Here is a 17,898-nt window from a genome sequence, read left to right on the forward strand (position 1 = left end):
GGTTCCCGTCTTCCATGCGTGCTATTCCCCACGCGCCGCGTCGAACACGCCTTGAACAGGGCGCGTCCGACCGTTATTTTACGCGCTCGTAACAAGCATCAGGAGATACACCCATCGCCCGCAGACCTCACAACGCGCCGCCCACGCGCGACACCGGCCCCCGCGTCAACGGACGCATTCGGTCCGGCGAAATCCGCCTGATCGGCGCGGAAGGCGAAAATGTCGGCGTCGTGACGCCCGAACGCGGCATGCAGCTGGCCGAAGAGGCCGGGCTCGACCTGGTCGAGATCTCGCCCAATGCCAGCCCGCCCGTGTGCAAGATCATGGATTTCGGCAAGTTCAAATACGAACAGCAGAAGCGCGAATCCGAGGCGCGCAAGAAGCAAAAGACGATCGAGGTGAAAGAGGTGAAGTTTCGCCCCAACACCGACACGCATGACTACGACGTCAAGATGCGCAACGTCTTCAAGTTTCTCGAGAACGGCGACAAGGTGAAGATCACGCTTCGGTTCCGGGGCCGCGAGATGGCGCACCAGAACCTCGGCCGCGAACTTCTGGAGCGTGTGGCCGAAGACACCAAGGACGTGGGCAAGGTCGAGAACTTCCCCAAGATGGAAGGCCGACAGATGGTCATGCTGATCGGACCCAGCAAGTAACGGGCACGGGTGGCGGGCCCTGATGGCCCGCCCCGAACCAACCGAAGTAAGGTCGATGACGTGGCGAATTTCCTCTTTGCGGCTGCGGTTGTATTCTTCGGCCTTCTGGTTCTGGTCACCACCCTGCTTCCGCTGGTGCCGTCCCACGCCTGGTGGATTCGCGCCTGGGATTTCCCGCGCCTTCAACTTCTGATCCTCGGCTGCGCCGTCATCGTCGGCGCCATGTTCCTGGGCTCGCCTGCGAAATGGATCTTCATCGCCGCACTCGTCGCGGCCTGCGCCTACCAGGCGGTTCGGATCTATCCCTACACGCCACTCGCCCGGACCGAGATGAACAACGTCCCGCAGCGCGACGACGGCAGCCAGACGACCATCCTGGCCTCGAATGTCGAGATGCCGAACGAGGAGTTCGACCGCGTCGCCGACCTGATCGCCGAAACCGATGCCGACAGCGTCTTTCTGATGGAGACGAACGAGACCTGGTTCGACCGGCTCGCCGACGCGCTCGCGTCCTATCCCACGGTGGTGACCGAGCTGCGCGACAATTACTACGGCATGATCTTCGCCACCCGGCTGACGGTGCACCAGGCGCAGATCGTCTATCTGACGCCCGACGAAACGCCGACCCTCTTCGCCGAGCTCGAGACGCCCAGCGGTCACCGCTTCCGCTTCGTGGGCCTTCATCCGCGGCCGCCCGTGCCGGGAAACTCGACGAAGGACCGGGACGCCCAGATCATCTATTCCGCCCGTTTCGCGCGCGCCAAGGAAATGCCGCTGATGGCCGTGGGCGATTTCAACGACGCCGCGTGGTCCGACACCTCGCGGCGGTTCAAGCACGTGGGCGGCTATGTCGATCCCAGGGTCGGGCGCGGTCTCGTCGCCAGCTTCGATGCGAAATCCAAGCTCTTGCGGACCCCCATCGACCAGTTCTACGCCACGCCCGATATCGCGCTGGTCGATTTCCGGCGCGGCCCCGACGTGGGGTCGGATCATTTCCCGCTGATCACCCGGATCGAGCTGGACCGCGACATCGCCCAGGAAGCGAACGTGCCGCCGCCGCCCCTGCCCGACGATACCCTGGACGAGCTGGATCGCGTGATGACCACCTATCGCAAGACGCTCGACGCGCGCCACCTGCCGGATCTCGACTAGTCCCTGGCCTTGGCCCTCGGATGAGGGCGCGACGGCGGTTCCTTCAACAATCCTCCGACCCCCATCGCCGCGAACTCGGCTGCATCGGGGATATGCCCGCAGGCCACCCGCTCGAGCACCCAGTCCGCACCGTTCAGCGCCGGCGATCGCGCGCATCCCGGCAGCCCGATCACCGGGCGTTTCCCGAGCGCGCCCAGAAACAGCAGATTGCCTGGATCGACGGGCATCCCGAAGCGGGTCAAATGCCCGCCCGCGCGGATCAATCCCGTCGGCCCCACGTCGCCCGCGTCGGATGTCGCCGATGCCGTCAGCAGCAGCAGCAGGTCGGCACTGGCCTCACCCAGCGCCGCGGCGATGGCGGCCGCATCGTGGGCGACGACGCGCGTCGCCTCCAGCGCCATGCCCAAGCGCTCGAGCCGAAGCGCCATGGCCGATTCGCCCTTGCCCGGCCCCTGCCCCATATCGGTGACGATCAGGGCGGCGTTGCGCAGGGTCACCGGTGCGACCCTCAGCGCCGCCTCCACCAGATGTGCGCCCTGGGCCACTGTTGCTTCGCCCACGAAATACGAGATCACTTTCACCGTCGCCACCATCTGCCCCGCGGCGACCCTTTGGAATGGCGCCAGCGTGGCGGTCGTCACGTTGGGATCGAGCGCGTTCAGCGCGGTCACGGCACCAGTGTCTAGAACCACGATACCCGGCAATGTCGCGTGGATATTGACCCGTCCCGTCGCCGCGCGGCCCAGGCGCAGGTTCTGTCCCGCGGGATCCGGCACCAGCGCCCGCGCGATCCTCGCCGCCGCGTCGTTCTCGTCCAGATCGCCGGGATCGGCGCGCGCCACGATGACCGTGTCCAGCCCGGCGGCGCGCAGCCTGGCGATATCGGCATCCTCCAGCCGGTGCCCCTTGCGCAGGCGTCCTCCCGCGACCGGATGCGAATGGGCGAGCGTCGCGCCACGCGCCGCGTCCAGCGGGACCGGGCCGAACCGCATCAGCCTTGCCGCAGCCGCTGGATGATCTCGGCCATGACCGCCACGGCGATCTCGGCGGGCGCGCGCGCCCCGATATCCAGCCCCACGGGCGCGTGGATGCGGGCGATGGCCTGCGCGTCGAACCCTTTTTCTTCCAGGCGGGCCACGCGTTTCGCATGGGTCCGGGTCGAGCCGAGGCACCCAAGATAGAAGACATCCGATCCCAGCGCCGTTTCGATGGCCGGGTCGTCCAGCTTGGGATCGTGTGTCAGCGTCACCACCGCCGTGCGCGCGTCGAGCCCGTGATCGGCCAGTGCCGCATCCGGCCAGTCGTGGATCAGCACCTCGCCGGGGAAGCGCGCGGGCGACGCGAAGCTGTCGCGCGGATCCACGAGCACCGCGTCGAACCCTGCCAGCCGCGCCATCTGCATCAGCGGCTGCGCGATATGCACGCCGCCCACGACGACCATGCGAAGCGGCGGGTTGTGAATGGCCACGAATTGCAGGCTGTACTCGTCGAACCCCGAGCGGTCCAGCCGGAACCGGTCGGCATGGGCGGGCGGATAGGCCAGCTTGCGCGTCCAGCCTTCGGTATCGACGACATAGGCCACCTGTTTGCGCTGCGCCCGCGCCGCGACAAGCTCGGCAAGAAGGGATTGTGGCAGGTCGTCGTCACGCACCGGCTCGACCATGACGCGGATGCGCCCGCCGCAGGCCAGGCCCACCGCGAAGGCTTCGTCGTCGCTGACGCCGAATTCGAGAATGCGCGAGCCGCCGTCTTCGACCGCTTCCAGGGCCTCGACCACCACCGCGCCCTCGACACAGCCGCCCGACACCGATCCCGCGATTTCGCCGTCGCCGGAAATCGCCAGCTGGCTTCCCACGGGGCGCGGGGCCGAACCCCAGGTTTCGACCACGGTGGCCAGCGCGGCACCGCGCCCCGCGCGCGCCCAGTCCAGCGCGATGGCGGGACAATCATCGTATCCTGCGGACATGGCGGCTCCTTTCGGCTTCCCTCATAGACCGAAAGGCCGCGCCACGAAAAGCGGCACGGCCCTGTCCATTGGTGGCGGGACAGCCTGCCGCCGCCCCGCCCCATCTTTGTTCTTCGAAATATCCCGGGGGAGCCGCGCGCCGCGCGGCCGGGGGCAGAGCCCCCGTCCCCGTCCGGCCTACTGCGCCGACGCCGTCTGCAGCAGCGGCGTGATGCGACGCACCGTGGCGCGGCGGTTCTGCCGCTCGGCCTCGGTCGTGGGCACCTTCAGGAAGCGCTCGCCGTAGCCCTGCACCACAAGGTTTTCGGGCGGCACGTCGAAATACTCGGTCAGCGCCAGGGCCACCGATTCCGCACGACGATCCGACAGCGCCAGGTTGTAGGCGGCATTGCCCACGGCGTCCGTATGACCCTCGACCAGGAAGATCTCCTGCGGGTTCTCGGCGATCCGGGCGCGGATATAGCTGCCCAGATCCGTCAACTCGTCGGCCTGCTCGGGCGCAATCGCGGCCGATCCGGATGCGAAGGTGATATTGTCCAGATCGACGGCGGGTACCTGTTCGCGCACCTGCGAGATGTTGCGCACCTGCGCCAGCGAAAAGCTGCGATCGAACGCGCCTTCGGCGGCCAGCGCCTGGCGCAGCGCGTCCTCGTCCATGCCCGCATCCACCTGCGACCGCGCGGCGGGACGCAGCGTGCTCACGTCCACGGCCTGCGTCTCGATAGTGTCGTCGATCAGCACGATGCGGTCGCCCTCGGGCGTCACCCGCACGCGCTGCAGCACCCGCAGATTGGCATCGCGGATCGTCACGATCTGGCTGCCATCGGGTCGCAGGACCGTGGTCCGGGTCGAGCCGTCGTCGAAGCGCTCGGTGCTGACTTCCGTGCCGGGACGGCGCAGCAGCGCGGTGTCGTCCTTGATCAGCTCGTATCCGCCATCGCGACCCGAAACCACGACGCGGTCCTCGGAAGACGCGACCACCTGGCGGTTGTTGTTCAGAAGCGTGCCCACGGCGATGATGCCCGCCCCCGCGATCAGGGCCTTCTGCAAGGTGCTGAGCCCGTCATCGTCGTCGTTATCGGCGGCTTCGGCCTCGACCGTCGACGCAGAGGACGCTTCGCGCGGCTCGCCCGCGATGTCGCTGGTGAAATCCTCGTCGCTCGAGCGCGCAGTCTCTTCGGTAACGGTTTCGGTCGCGACTTCTTCGGCCGGGGCCGCGTCAAGTGCGGCGGCAGCGACCGGCGCGGCCTCCGATCCTTCGAGCGCCTGGCGTTCGGCATCGGTCATCTGCGTCTCGGGCGCCTCGCCCGCCTCGGGCGCTGCGTCGGCGCTCTCGGCCGTGGCGGTGTCCTCCGGGGCCGCTTCGGCCTCGGCTTCCGCGGTGGCGGGGCTTTCCTCGGCGGGCATTTCCGCTTCGGGGGCGGCTTCGCCTTCGGCCGTTTCCGCCGGAGCGGCTTCGGTCGCGGCGGCGGCATCGCCCGTCTCTTCGGTCAGGACCGGCGTTCCATCCATTTCGACCATCTCGGGCGTTTCTTCGGTTTCGGCCGTCTCGGGGGCCTCGTCCGTCACCTGCTCTTCGGCGGTGGTCTCGACCGTGCCTTCGGCTTCCGTCGCGGGCTCGGCCGGCGCGGCCTCGGCGGCATCCGCGGCGGGCGCGGGCTCGGCCGGTGCCGCCTCTGCCGCTTCGGCTGCGGGCTCAGCCGGTACCGCGGCGGGCTCTGGCGCGGCTTCGGCCGCTTCGCCTTCGACGGGTTCGGCTTGGGTCTGTTCGCCCTCGGCGGTCATCGCTTCGGCCTCAGCCTCAGCCTCGGCCTCCGGCATTTCAGCCGTCTCTTCGACGGGTTCCGCCGCCTCGGTTTCCGTCACCTCTTCGGCCGCGGGGGCCTCTTCCGGGGCGGCTTCGGCCGCCTCCGGCGCGGGCTCGGCGGTCTCGGCCGCACCGGCCTCGCGCGCCATGCGCAGCGCTTCGGCAACCTGGTCGGCCGGCAATCCCGTGGCGGTGGCGCAGGTTTCGGCGTCGAGTTCGGCGCAGACCTCAAGCAGCTGGTCGAGCGAGATCTGGTCTTGCGCGAAGGCGGCCTGCGGGATCGCCAGGTGAAGGCCCGCGACAAGGGCCGTGGTGGTTTTCAGGGATTTGCGCATTTTGCGTCCTTTCGGGGACCATTAGGGTTTGCGCAATTAACCCACCAATGCCGCGCGCGTTCCATCACGAGCCCGACAACGCCCCCATCATTCGCGCTTTTTCGCCGATATCGTCGGGGCGCGACAGCGCCACGGCCAGCCCTTCCAGCGACGCGATGTCGTGGCCCGCGCGAAAGCTGTCAACGTGGGGCATCATCGCGGCGATGCCCGCGGCCTTGGGCGCGAAGCCGTCGAAGCGCAGCAGCGGATTCAGCCAGATGAGCTTGCGCGCGGTCAGGCTCAGACGGCGCATTTGAGCGTCCAGCACCTTCGGATCGCCCCGGTCGAGCCCGTCGGTGATCAGCAGCACGATGGCCCCCTGTCCCATGACCCTGCGCGACCAGTCGCGGTTGAAATCGGCCAGGCAGGCGCCGATCCGCGTGCCGCCTTCCCAATCCTGGGCTTCCGCCCCCGCCGCGGCCAGTGCCGCGTCCACGTCGCGCTGGCGCAGGTGGCGGGTGATGTTGGTCAGACGGGTGCCGAAGGTGAAGGCGTGGACCTGCGCCCAGCCCGCGCCCTTTTCGTTGCTGACGGCGTGCAGGAAATGCAGCACCGCGCGCGAATAGTGGGACATGGAGCCCGAGATATCGCAGATCGCCACCAGGCTGGGCCAGCGGGTGCGCCGCTCGCGCCGGGCGAAATCCGTGACCTCGCCGCCCTTGCGCATGGCCGTGCGCATGGTCTGCGACCAGTCCGGCCGCGCGCCGTTGATCGCCGCGATGGTGCGGCGCGATTTCAACGGCTGCACGGGCAGCGTAAGCCGCGCGATCAGGCGCTTGGCGGCGGCCATCTCGGCGGTGGACATCTGTTCGAAATCGAGTGTGCGCAGCCGCTCCTCGTCGGACATGGTGCGCGAGGCGTCGACCTCGATCAGTGTTTCAGTCTCGTCGCTTTCGGGCGGTGGCGGCAGGTCGGCGTTGGCGCCGTCGAGGATCGCTTCGGCGGCGCGCTTTTCGGCCGGTTTGGCGATGCGCTCTTCCTGGGTGCCGCGGACCGCCGGGATCAGCCAGCTCATCATCTGCTCCATGTAGCGCGGGTCGCGCCAGTAAAGCCGGAAGATCTGGTCGAACACGGCCCGCTGGTCGGGCTTCGAGACGAAACAGGCCTGCAGGGTGTAGTAGAAATCGCGCCGATCGGTGAAGCCCGCCGCCTGCACCGCGCGGATCGCATCCATCACGCGGCCCGGCCCGATGGGCAGGCCCGCCTTCCTGAGCGCGCGGGCGAACCAGGTGATGTTGTGGGCCAGCTTGGGATTGTCGGGCAGCTCGAGTTCGGGAAGCGTTACCATGGGGATCCGGCGTCGAGGGGGGCTGTCTGCCCCCCGCGCTGCGCGCCCCCCCGAGGAATATTTGAAAAGAGATGAAGCACGGGACGTGTCACGCCGTGGCAAGCTCGGTGCGCACCTTTTCCAGGATGCGGGTGGCTTCCGAGCCCTGCAGTTTCTGGATGTCGTCCTGGTATTTCAGGATCGCGCCCAGCGTGTCGGCGATCACCTGGGGGCTGAGTTCCAGGATGTCGAGCGCCAGCAGGCACTTGGCCCAGTCGATGGTTTCGGCCACGCCGGGTTTCTTGAACAGGTCTTCGGTGCGCAGGTCCTGCACGAAGGCCACCACCTCGCGGCTGAGGGCCTCGGACGCGTCGGGGGCGCGGGCGTGGAGGATCTCGATCTCGCGGTCGAAATCGGGATAGTCGACCCAGTGATAAAGGCAGCGTCGCTTCAGCGCGTCGTGAACCTCGCGCGTGCGGTTCGACGTCAGGATGACGATGGGCGGCTCGGGGGCGCGGATCGTGCCGAGCTCGGGGATGGTCACGGCGAAATCGCTGAGGGCTTCGAGCAGGAACGCCTCGAACGGGGCGTCGGTGCGGTCGATCTCGTCGATGAGCAGCACCGGCGGCCCGCCGGGCTGGGGGCGCATGGCATCGAGCAGCGGGCGCGAAATCAGGTAATCCTCGGTGAAAAGCTCGGATTTCAGCGCATCGCGGTCGGCGCCGCCCGAGGCCTCGGCGGCACGGATGGCGATCATCTGCTCGGCGAAATTCCATTCGTAGACGGCCGATGCCGCATCCAGCCCTTCGTAACATTGCAGCCGGATCAGCTTGCGGCCCAGCCCCGCCGCGATCGCCTTGGCGATTTCGGTCTTGCCGGTCCCGGCCTCGCCTTCCAAGAACAGCGGGCGTCCCAGTTTCATCGCCAGGAACGTCACCGTCGCCAAGGCGCGGCCGCAGACATAGTCCTGTCCCGCCAGCATGTCCTGCACGGCATCGATGCTTTCGGGGATATCGGTCATGGGCCATGTCCTTTGTCGGTTGCGCACAAACCTGCACCGCAGGGCGGCGCGGTCAAGCGGGGCTTAAGTGGCATGGCGTCAATCGGGCGTGCGCGTCGCGTTCTGGAACAGCGCCACCAGCTTGCGGGCCACGTCCGGCGGCGGCGGCTGGCTTGACGCCGCAAGAAGCAACCGGCCGTAGATCTTGACCCAGGACGGGTCGGCCAGCGCCATGCGGAAGGCCCGCGCGTGCCAGTCGCGGGCCCCGGCTTCCGCCTCAATGATCCCCGGCAGCGCGTAAAGCCCCGCCAATTCGGCGTCGGTCCGCGGCTCGTGGCGCAGGATGGTGTCGTCTGGCACGGTGTTGAAGTTGCGCTCGACCCAATAGGTCAGATCCACGGGCTTTTCTGTGTGGTTGGGCAATCCGCGCCGCGCCTTGGCCACGAAATCCTCGGCCGAGCGGACCGAGTAGTGGTTGAGCTGCACGCACGCATTGGCCAGCGGACCGCCCCAGAGCATGATCTGGCCCTGATCTTCCGAGAACCGGTCGGGCAACGGCTGGCCCGAGCCATCGATCCAGGCCGCGGGGCCGCTTTGCTTCGGGCGATGCACGCCGGGCTTCTGGAACGGCCCCGCGCGGCGATAGAGCGTCTTGATGAAGCGTCCGAGCGCCGGATAAAGCGCGTCTTCGGGGATCGCGGTGGTATAGGCCCGCGTGGGCGGCAAATCCGGCCTCGAGACGTGGCCGTTATGGCCGAACAACCGCCAGGGCAGCGCGATGGCGTCCGCTTGCGTGTCCGCTAGCAGGTCCTGCAGCGTGTCGTAGGGCGCGCGCAGGTTCAGGTACTCGTCGCAATCGAGGACGGCGATCCAGTCGGCCTCGTCCAGAAGCGGGTGACCCCTGGCCTGGTGGAGCGCGGACCATTGCGGCGTCTTGCCGTCGGGCACGCGGTTGCGCACATGGCTGAGGATGCCGCCCGCCTGCAACAGGTCCAGCAGCACGTCCGTCCCGTCTGCGCAATCGTTCGAGAACACCAGGAAATCGGTGACGCCCAGCGCGCGGCAATGGGCGATCCAGTGCAGAAGGTTCGACCCCTCGTCGCGCACCGACGTGATGACCAGGATACGCTCCGCTTCAGCCATCGGAGGGCGCGTCCAGCCCTTCGCGGATGACCGCGGCGCTGGCGGGCAACTTGCCACCCAGGTCGGCCAGCAGCCGGTCGTAGGCCGACGCGAAGAACGGCCAGCCGATATTGTGGGCGTAGCGGTGATAGTGGATCACGGCCGCCCGGTTTGGCTCGGCCTGCCGGTCCGAGATCGAGTAATTGTAGCGCTCGTCCAGCACCGTCACGGGAATGCCGAAGCGCGCGCAGGCGATGGGCAGCGCCACTTGGTCGAGCCACGGACGCTTGCGGGCGACGGGCAGGTTGAAGTCGATATCCTGCGCCGTCTCGCGCCAGCGGGTGGCGAAATCCGGCGGCGCGCCCTCGCGGAAGGCGATGAAGCCCGCATTGTAATAGGGATAGAACTCGATCCGGCGGCCGCGGGTCAGGCGTACGCGCTCGGTGGGAAGCTCCATTCCGAAATGGGCATAGGCGCGGTCCCAGCGGTCGTTGTTCTTGCCCCAGGTGGGCTTGCCCTCGGGCACCGCGGCGATGCCGTCCGGGGGAGCAAGGCCGCGCAGGTCCAAAGCGTCACCGATCAGGATGTCGGTGTCGAGAAAGACGCCCGTGTCGCCATCGCGCGGCGCTTCGCAGGCGAAGATCTTGTTGCCGTGGGGAAAGGGTTTCTTCCACGCGCCACCGGGGATCGGCAGATCCGCGAGCCGCACGCCGAGCCGGTCGTAGGCGGCGCGCAGGTCGTCGGGCGGCGCGCCGTTGCCCGGCACCGGCACGTAGGCGACGATGTCGAGATCGTGCACCACGCGAGCGCGCAACGAGGACGCGAGCAGCAGGCCCTGCGCGGCCATGTCGGGCCCGTCGACCACGAAGAAGGCGGTGATCCGCTCGCTCATGGCTGCGGCTCGAGCGGCTCGGGGCGGGCGTAGACGGCGGCCACGGCGGGATCGATGGGCAGGCGGCGGGTATAGCCCAGCTGCCCCAGCATCCCTTCCCACTGGCGCAACTCGGCAAATGCGTCGACCCACAGGCGGCCCGTCAGGGCGATGAGGGCGGGCGACCGAGGCACGGGCTTCAGCAGATCGAAGACAGCGCGCGGCACCAGCGCCGGATCGCCCAGCGCCAGGTAGTCGGCGGGCGTGTCGCGCAGCAGCGCGGCCAGATCGTCCCCGTCGAGCAGGCGCAGCCGGTCCCCGGCCCGAAGATCGTTGCGGGTCCAGAGCTTGCGGATGAAGCTGCGCAGTTCCGGATGGCCCTCGACCAAGGTCACGCGCAGGTCTGGCCGCTCCTTGGCCAGGTGTGCGCCGATGAACCCCGAGGTCGCGCCGATCTCGACCACATGGGCGAATTCGGGCAGCATCTTGGGCAGGTTGCGGGCCAGGTTGCGCTCGAACTTGCCCTCGGTGATCTGGATCAGTCCCGGCGGCGTGAACAGGCGCGGATCGCAGGGCAGCTCGACCGAGTGGTTCCGGTGCCATTCCATAGGGGGATCGGCGCCCATGTCGGGGATGTCGCGCACGTAGGTGTCCACGGGGGCGATCATCCGCTCCTCGGGGGGCTTCGCCTTCTCGTCCTCGCGCTTGATCGCGGCGCGCTTTTCCATGTCCTTCATCTGCGCGGCGATGGCATCCTTGTCGCGCTCTTTCGGGGGCTTGGCCTCGACCTGGGTGATGGGCACCTGCGACGCCGCCTGCAACTGGGACACGAAGGCGTCGTATTCGGGGCTGCCCTTGAACTCGGCCAGTCGTGCCTCGGCCCGTTCGAGGGCTGCGAAATGCAGCCGGTTCAGGACCGGGTCGGTCAGCAGCCCGTCGAAGATCTCGCGCCGCCGGTCGGTGTATCGCAACATCGCATCGTCGCGCACCTCGTTGCGGTCCTGCAAAGACCAGTAGTCGTCGTTGTACTTGTCCTTCTTGTTGTTCACGTTGCCGCGGAACTTGCGGATCGCGTAGCTGTCGATGGACTTGACCGCGTAGTGATTCATCTGCGCCCAGTCATAGCCGATGGTGCGCACGATCGACCGCCAGCCGCGGAACTTGAAATATTCCTCCATCTCGCGGCCCGAGCCATTCAGCCACTTTACGGAATGCGGATAATCCGTATCCAGCACCTTGTTCTTCATCTTGGGCCGGTGGATCCCCAGTTTCCACTTCTCTGGATCGAACTGGAAAAGGGTCTTCACGCCCCAGCCCTTGTTCCACATGGGGGGTGCTGCCATCAGGTATTGCTCGGTCACGAAGTCGCGGGACCAGTGCTGCACGCCGCCCGACCCGAAGATCCGCCAGGTGATGACCATGCCGTTGGCGCCTTCGTCCTTGATCGACTGGATCATGCCATCCAGCGACCCGTCGCCGTGCTTGATGCACAGGAACTCGTCGGCGTCGAAGATCAGCACCCAGTCGCTGTCCTGCACCAGCGGCTCGTCCTGGGCGTATTTGATCGCCGAGGGCTGCGGCTTCATCCCCTTGGGGATGTCGTTGCGGCGGTGATAGGCGAGCCCCAGCTCTTCCAGCCGCATCAACATCGTGTCGGTGCCGTCGGTGCAGTCGTTGGTATAGACCACCAGGTCGGTGAATCCGACCGCCATGTGGTGCGCGACCCATTCCAGCAGGTAGGGGCCTTCGTCCTTCATCATCGACACCGCGGTGACGCGCCCGTGGGGCGACACCGCCTTGACGGGAAGCTGCGGCTGGACCTGCGCGGTGTCGGGCATGGATCGAAATTTTTGCCTGTTCGGGACGCTTGGGGCGCCGATCTCCATACTATTTGCACATTTCCTTGCCAAGGTAAGCCCCAACAGGCGGACACCTCCCTGGCCCGCATCGGCATCTGCGCCTTTTTCGCAAAGCGCGGATCGCGATGATGGACAGGGCCGAGCCACGCGGGCATTGTCCACGAAACGATAACAATTCGGCGCAGAATGGGGGGATTTCCCCTGAACCGCGCCTCAAGTCAGAGGCTGAAATGGCAGAACTCAACCGCCGCCCCGTCGCTTCGCTGTGGATCGGCGAGAAGCTCCAATACCTCAACCAGCTCTGCCTGGCGAGCCATGTCCAGGCGGGCCACCCAACGATCCTGTATTGCACGCATAACGTCGGAAATGTCCCCGAGGGCGTCGAGATGCGCGACGCCAAAGAGGTCATGGACATCGACATGGCGCTGGTCGAAGGCACCTCGGCGTCGTTCTGGTCCAACGTGTTCCGCTACAAGATGATCAAGAAGGACGACGCGATCTGGATCGACTGCGACGCCTTCTGCCACCGCCCCTTCCCCGACGAGATGGACAACATCTTCGCGGGCCACGGGATGCGCGGCGCGCTGAATTGCGGCGTGGTGAAGATCCCGCGCGAGGGCGCGCTGATCGACATGCTGCTGGACTATTACGACAACCTTCCCGACTACCCGCCCTGGTTCAACAAGAACCAGCGCAAGAAGCTGGACCGGCAGAAGGACAACATTCCGCACAGCGAAAAGATCTACAAGGCCGAGCGCACGGCGTTTGGGCCGCAAGCCTTCACCTATTTCGCCCAGCAGACCGGCGATTACGACAAGGCCATGACGCCGGACACGCTGTACCCCGTGCCCTTCCAGCTGAACGACATCTTCTACGACCCGCACGGCCGCGTCGAAGGCTGGTTCACCGACGACACGCTGTCCGTGCACCTCTACACCAACGGGACAAAGCCCTGGTGGCGCAAGAACCCGCCGCTCGAGAACTCGTATGCCTGGCGGATGTGCCGACAGGTGGGGATCGACCCCGCCAAGGCGCTGGAATGACCGCAGGTCGAAGCCCGGATCGGAAAGGGGAAAGCCGATGAGCTTTGAAGACACGATCACCGAAGCGCAGAACAGCGCTGACCTTGCGGCGCTCGAAGCGGACGGGACGCCCCGCACGCAAGCCGAACGCAAGGCCATCAAGATGGTGCGCCGCTACCGGCGGAACCTGCGGGCCGCCGAGGCCCACGCCCACCTGGCGGGCATCTGCAGCATGCTGTGCGAAGGCGACATCGTCATGGACATCGGCGCCAACCTGGGCGAAATCACCGCCCCCCTGGCCGAAACCGGCGCACGCGTCGTCGCCTACGAGCCCGATCCCTGGACCTTCGCCCAACTCGACGAACGGTTCGCGAAAAACCCCAATGTCGAGCTGGTGAATGCCGCCATCGGCCGCAAGGCGGGCACCGTCCAGCTGATGCGCGCCGACAATTTCGACCGCAATCCCCAGGGCGCGTCGGTGAAGTCCACCACCGTGACAGGCGGCCGCGCGATCGACGAAAGCACGGCGATCGACGTCGAGATGCGCGGCTTCCTGGACGAGGTGGCGCGCCTGACGTCCGGTGGCGGCGGGATCGCGTTCTGCAAGATGGATATCGAAGGCGCCGAACTGGAGATCCTGGAAGACCTCGTGGCGCGGCGCGCGCTCGACCCGATCCGATGCCTCGTCGCGGAAACCCACGAGCACAAGTTCAAGGAGCTTCGGCCCCGCTTCCGCGCGCTACGCGCCGCCGCGGCCGAAGCCTATCCGAAGCGACGCCTGAACCTCGACTGGATCTGACATGGCGCGGCCCCGACTGACCTTCGCCTACATCGTCGAGCCGCCGGACTACCAGATCCTGGCCTGCACCCTGCTGGCGTCAATCCGCACCCATTTCGGCGATGACGTGGCCGCCGTCGGCTACTGCCCCGAACACCGCATGGACGAGCTGCATCCGTCGGTCTTCAAGGCGCACGAAATCATGCAGGCCGAGCTCAGGCCCATGAGAACGCAAGGCATGTGGGACGAGGACTACCCCCACGGCAACAAGATCATCGCCGCGATGCAACCGCGCGACAGCGAATATTCGGCCTTCGTCGACAGCGACGTTCTGTTCCTGCGCGACAACACGCCCGACAACCTGATCCGCGCGGACCACGTATCCTGCTCGGCGGCGGCATCGATGACCTGGGCCGGCGAAGAGATGTGGGACATCGTCTACGGCGCGCTCGACATGGAGATCCCCGATGAGCGCATGGAATACATGCGCCGCCCGCGCGGCCCGTCGATCCCCTATTTCTCGGCGGGGCTGGTGGTCTTCCCCGAAGCGCCCGGCAGCGACAGCCGCTTTCCCGATGTGTGGTACGACACCGCGCGCCAGATCGACCGGGTCGAGTCGCTGGAATTCCGCCGCCCCTACCTCGACCAGATGTCGCTGCCGCCGGCGATCCGGCGCGCGGGCCTGGACTGGAACATCCTGCCCGAAGAACAGCACTATATCCTGGGCGGACGGCTGCGGGGCGAGCCGCTGCCCGAGGACCGCGACATCTACACGGTCCACTACCGCAAGGCGGGCATCCTGAAGGAAATCGGCTTGCAGAAATACGCGCGGGGCCTTCTGGGCAAGCAGACGGGCGTGTCCTTTGTCAGGCGCCTGACGGACAGCCCCGAGAAGATAAAAGAGGGCAGCAAGTAAGACTTGGTTAACCAATCAGTCGCGTGCCCTGACAAATCTTCCCAATCTGGCCCAATTGTTGAACGTATTGTCGGGCATGTTTAGGTTAATCGCAGACCCAACTGCGTCGATCGAAGCTGCTTGAGGCACACCAGATGAACTCAGTGACCGACACTATCGAAGACGAGACGAGCGAGCCCGTCGGCGGCCGGGACTTTTCGTATGATCTGATGCCGGGCGTCTCGATCGCGCTGGAGCGTCGCGGACCCGAGCTTCTGGTCTGCTTCGGTGTGAACGACGCGCTCGCCCACGTGACCGATGACATGGAATGCTCGCTTCTGCGCATCGACACCGACGACGCGGAAAAGCTGCACAGCGACCAGATGGTCGGCTATTTCGATGCCCTGCTGGATTCGACCCTGCTGGATGAATTCGACAGCGTTCTGTTCGTGGGCGTCGGCGCAACGGCCGCGGCGGCCCTTGGCTATTCGATCTGCGCACCCATGGCGCGGGTGCTCGTGCTGGGGCCCCGCGGCGCGCTGCCCCAGACGGGTCGCTACGCCCCCAGCGCGGCGAACCTGGCGGTGGCCGAACAGATCCACGTGGTCTTCGATCCCCGAGACGCCGAACAGCGGCTCATGGCCCAGAAGATCGCGGCGCGCGGCGCGAAGGCCCTGCCCATGCGATTCGGCATGAGCGGCGACCTGATCGAGGATCTCGACGAGCTCGGTGCGCTGGAAAGCGTGTTGGGCGACGCCGTGGATGGCGAACTTGGCGCGCGGGCCTATTTCCAGGCCCTGCGCACGCGTCGGCGCAACAACCTTTATCTGCGCACCCTGACGGGGCGCCTGACCAATCCCGACCGTCCCGTGCTGCGCGCGCTGGTGCTGCGTCATATCGGCGAAAAGCTGGGTCGCAGGCGCTACATGGCGCAATACGAACGGGTCGTCGAAGAGCTTGCGGCCAAGGGCATCCGCGTCCCGTCGCCTGCGAGCTGATCCAACTCGTCTGGTCTTGCGCGCCGCAATCCTGTAGCCAATCGCGCCATGGACCGACTGACCTTGCGCCGCCCCGATGACTGGCACCTGCATCTGCGCGATGGCGCTATGATGCGCGCCGTGTTGCCGGAAACCACACGCCATTTCGCCCGCGCGATCGTGATGCCGAACCTCGTGCCACCGGTGGTGACCGGTCGCGACGCGGCCGAATATCGCGACCGCATTCTGTCCGCCAAGCCGAAGGGGTCGAAATTCCGCCCCCTGATGACGCTCTACCTGACCGAAGAGACCGAGGTGCGCGACCTGCGCGCCGCCGCCGATATCGGTCTGATCACCGCCGTGAAGCTCTATCCGGCGGGGGCCACGACAAACTCGGCCTCGGGCGTGCGGGATTTCACCAAGGTCCGCCGCGTGCTGGAAAACATGGCCCAGATCGGGCTGCCGCTTTGCGTCCACGGCGAGGTGACCGACCCCGAGATCGATATCTTCGATCGCGAGGCGGCGTTCATCGAGCGCGTGCTCGACCCGATCCGGCGCGATATTCCGGGGCTGCGGGTGATCATGGAGCATGTCACCACCTCGGACGCCGTGGACTACGTGCGATCGGGCGGCGACGATATTGCGGCCACGATCACGACGCATCACCTGGTCATCAACCGGAACCACATCCTGGCGGGCGGAATCCGGCCGCATTATTACTGCCTGCCCGTCGCCAAGCGCGAATCCCACCGCCGCGCACTTGTCCAGGCCGCCACTTCGGGCGACGCGTCCTTCTTCCTGGGCACTGACAGCGCCCCCCACACCGACGCCGCCAAGCTGCAAGCCTGCGGCTGCGCGGGCTGCTTCACGGCCACGAACACCCTGTCGATCCTGGCCGAGGTTTTCGAGGCGGCGGGTGCGCTGGACCGGCTCGAAGCCTTCACCTCGCTGAACGGCCCGGCCTTCTACCGGCTTCCCGTGAACGACGGCACGATCACGCTGGAACGGGGCGATTCCGTGACCTACCCCGCCGCCATCGACACCGAGGACGGGCCGGTCACCGTGTTCGATCCCGGGATGCCGCTCCACTGGCGCGTCCGAGACTGACCGCCCAACAAGGTATTTATCGGACCAGTGATGATAGTGCGCGGCGCTTGCTGGCATCACTGGTCCTTAAATACCTGGAAGCAACGCCCGCGACATTGACCGAGATCGGGGGGCTTGGCGCGCCCGGGCCGGTGGCCTAATCAGGGCGAAAGCTGCCCCGAGGAGCGCGTTATGATCCCCACGTCCTTTCCGCCCCGCGACGAGATCGCGCGTCTCAGCGCCGGAATGCTGCTGGAAATCGGCGCCGTGCATTTCAACGCGCGCGAGCCCTTCACCTTGGCCAGCGGCTTGCCGTCGCCCACCTATATCGATTGCCGCAAGCTGATCTCGTATCCGCGCATCCGCAGCACGCTGATGGATTTTTTGACCGTCACCGTCATGCGCGACGCGGGGTTCGAGGCGTTCGACAACGTCGCGGGCGGCGAGACGGCGGGCATCCCGTTTGCCGCGCTGGTGGCCGAGCGGATGGCCCTGCCGATGAGCTACGTGCGCAAGAAGCCCAAGGGCTACGGGCGCAACGCGCGGATCGAAGGGGTGATGACCGAAGGCCAGCGCGTGCTTCTGGTCGAGGATCTGACCACCGATGGCGGCTCGAAGCTGAGCTTCGTGGACGCCATTCGCGACACCGGCGCGACCTGCGCCCATACGGCCGTCATCTTCAGCTACGGCATCTTCCCGGAAACGGAAAAGACGCTGGGCGATCACGGTGTGGCGCTGCACAGCCTGTGCACCTGGTGGGACGTTCTGGCCGCGGCCCGCGCGCGGGGCAGTTTCGACGACGAAACCCTGCAGGGCGTCGAGACTTTCCTGCGCGACCCGCGCGCCTGGCAGGCCGCGCGCGGCTGAGACGGAAGGATTCGTCCACAGATGTGGATGGGTCGGTGGCATAAGTCCGGGATAGCTTCTGGCCCGGGCGAAAAGCTGTCACGGTATCGCGGATCTTGTGATAGGCTGCAAAAGGCGCACCAGATAAGGTGGCGGAAATAATCTGCCCAAGTGGCTTATCCCATCTTGCGAGACGCCGGGATTGGGCGCTAACCCAAGG

General features: G+C 66.7%; 16 protein-coding genes. 8 read left to right on the top strand and 8 right to left on the bottom strand.

The window, feature by feature from the left end:
• Positions 1–113 precede the first annotated feature (113 nt).
• Positions 114–656: a translation initiation factor IF-3 gene (gene infC, locus ILP92_RS05630; RefSeq protein WP_198915511.1), complete on the top strand. Its 543-nt coding sequence runs from the start codon at positions 114–116 to the stop codon at positions 654–656.
• A 60-nt stretch (positions 657–716) separates the two neighbouring features.
• A complete protein-coding gene (locus ILP92_RS18435; RefSeq protein WP_198915398.1) occupies positions 717–1,808 on the top strand; it encodes an endonuclease/exonuclease/phosphatase family protein in 1,092 nt (363 codons plus the stop codon).
• Here ILP92_RS18435 and ILP92_RS05640 read toward each other — a convergent pair.
• The 8 genes from ILP92_RS05640 to ILP92_RS05675 form a co-directional block, all read right to left on the bottom strand.
• Entirely contained in the window at positions 1,805–2,800 is a 996-nt protein-coding gene (locus ILP92_RS05640) for a molybdopterin-binding protein (RefSeq protein ID WP_198915399.1), read from the bottom strand. The genes ILP92_RS18435 and ILP92_RS05640 overlap by 4 nt on opposite strands.
• Positions 2,800–3,774, bottom strand: coding sequence for an XdhC family protein (locus ILP92_RS05645; protein ID WP_198915400.1), 975 nt, complete (start codon positions 3,772–3,774; stop codon positions 2,800–2,802). Before ILP92_RS05645 ends, ILP92_RS05640 begins: the two co-directional genes overlap by 1 nt.
• Before the next feature lie 177 nt (positions 3,775–3,951).
• Positions 3,952–5,916 (bottom strand): OmpA family protein, encoded by a 1,965-nt coding sequence (locus ILP92_RS05650; RefSeq protein WP_198915401.1) that lies wholly within the window; start codon positions 5,914–5,916, stop codon positions 3,952–3,954.
• A 64-nt stretch (positions 5,917–5,980) separates the two neighbouring features.
• A complete protein-coding gene (locus ILP92_RS05655) occupies positions 5,981–7,243 on the bottom strand; it encodes a vWA domain-containing protein (RefSeq protein WP_198915402.1) in 1,263 nt (420 codons plus the stop codon).
• An 88-nt stretch (positions 7,244–7,331) separates the two neighbouring features.
• Positions 7,332–8,243 (bottom strand): AAA family ATPase, encoded by a 912-nt coding sequence (locus ILP92_RS05660; RefSeq protein WP_198915403.1) that lies wholly within the window; start codon positions 8,241–8,243, stop codon positions 7,332–7,334.
• Positions 8,244–8,321: 78 nt separating this feature from the next.
• Entirely contained in the window at positions 8,322–9,365 is a 1,044-nt protein-coding gene (locus tag ILP92_RS05665) for a glycosyltransferase family 2 protein (protein ID WP_198915404.1), read from the bottom strand.
• Complete coding sequence (locus tag ILP92_RS05670; protein ID WP_198915405.1) at positions 9,358–10,236, bottom strand: GT-B fold glycosyltransferase domain-containing protein; 879 nt, start codon at positions 10,234–10,236, stop codon at positions 9,358–9,360. The genes ILP92_RS05665 and ILP92_RS05670 overlap by 8 nt, the downstream gene beginning before the upstream one ends.
• Positions 10,233–12,053, bottom strand: coding sequence for a glycosyltransferase family 92 protein (locus ILP92_RS05675; RefSeq protein ID WP_235971139.1), 1,821 nt, complete (start codon positions 12,051–12,053; stop codon positions 10,233–10,235). The genes ILP92_RS05670 and ILP92_RS05675 overlap by 4 nt, the downstream gene beginning before the upstream one ends.
• A gap of 251 nt (positions 12,054–12,304) precedes the next feature.
• Between ILP92_RS05675 and ILP92_RS05680 the strand changes: the two genes are divergently transcribed.
• The 6 genes from ILP92_RS05680 (at position 12,305) to ILP92_RS05705 (ending at position 17,699) form a co-directional block, all read left to right on the top strand.
• Positions 12,305–13,117, top strand: coding sequence for a hypothetical protein (locus ILP92_RS05680; protein ID WP_198915406.1), 813 nt, complete (start codon positions 12,305–12,307; stop codon positions 13,115–13,117).
• A gap of 37 nt (positions 13,118–13,154) precedes the next feature.
• The gene (locus ILP92_RS05685; protein ID WP_198915407.1) at positions 13,155–13,895 is read left to right on the top strand and encodes an FkbM family methyltransferase; all 741 of its coding nucleotides are present in this window, start codon (positions 13,155–13,157) and stop codon (positions 13,893–13,895) included.
• 1 nt (position 13,896) lies between these two features.
• Entirely contained in the window at positions 13,897–14,790 is an 894-nt protein-coding gene (locus ILP92_RS05690; RefSeq protein ID WP_198915408.1) for a GT-B fold glycosyltransferase domain-containing protein, read from the top strand.
• Positions 14,791–14,933: 143 nt separating this feature from the next.
• Positions 14,934–15,767, top strand: coding sequence for a hypothetical protein (locus ILP92_RS05695; RefSeq protein WP_198915409.1), 834 nt, complete (start codon positions 14,934–14,936; stop codon positions 15,765–15,767).
• Between the two features lie 48 nt (positions 15,768–15,815).
• Positions 15,816–16,853, top strand: coding sequence for a dihydroorotase (gene pyrC, locus ILP92_RS05700; RefSeq protein ID WP_198915410.1), 1,038 nt, complete (start codon positions 15,816–15,818; stop codon positions 16,851–16,853).
• A gap of 171 nt (positions 16,854–17,024) precedes the next feature.
• Positions 17,025–17,699 carry an orotate phosphoribosyltransferase gene (locus tag ILP92_RS05705; RefSeq protein ID WP_198915411.1) on the top strand — a complete coding sequence of 225 codons (675 nt, stop codon included), beginning with the start codon at positions 17,025–17,027 and terminating at the stop codon, positions 17,697–17,699.
• Positions 17,700–17,898 lie beyond the last annotated feature (199 nt).

This window comes from Palleronia pontilimi, assembly GCF_016412875.1.
Classification (GTDB): domain Bacteria; phylum Pseudomonadota; class Alphaproteobacteria; order Rhodobacterales; family Rhodobacteraceae; genus Palleronia; species Palleronia pontilimi.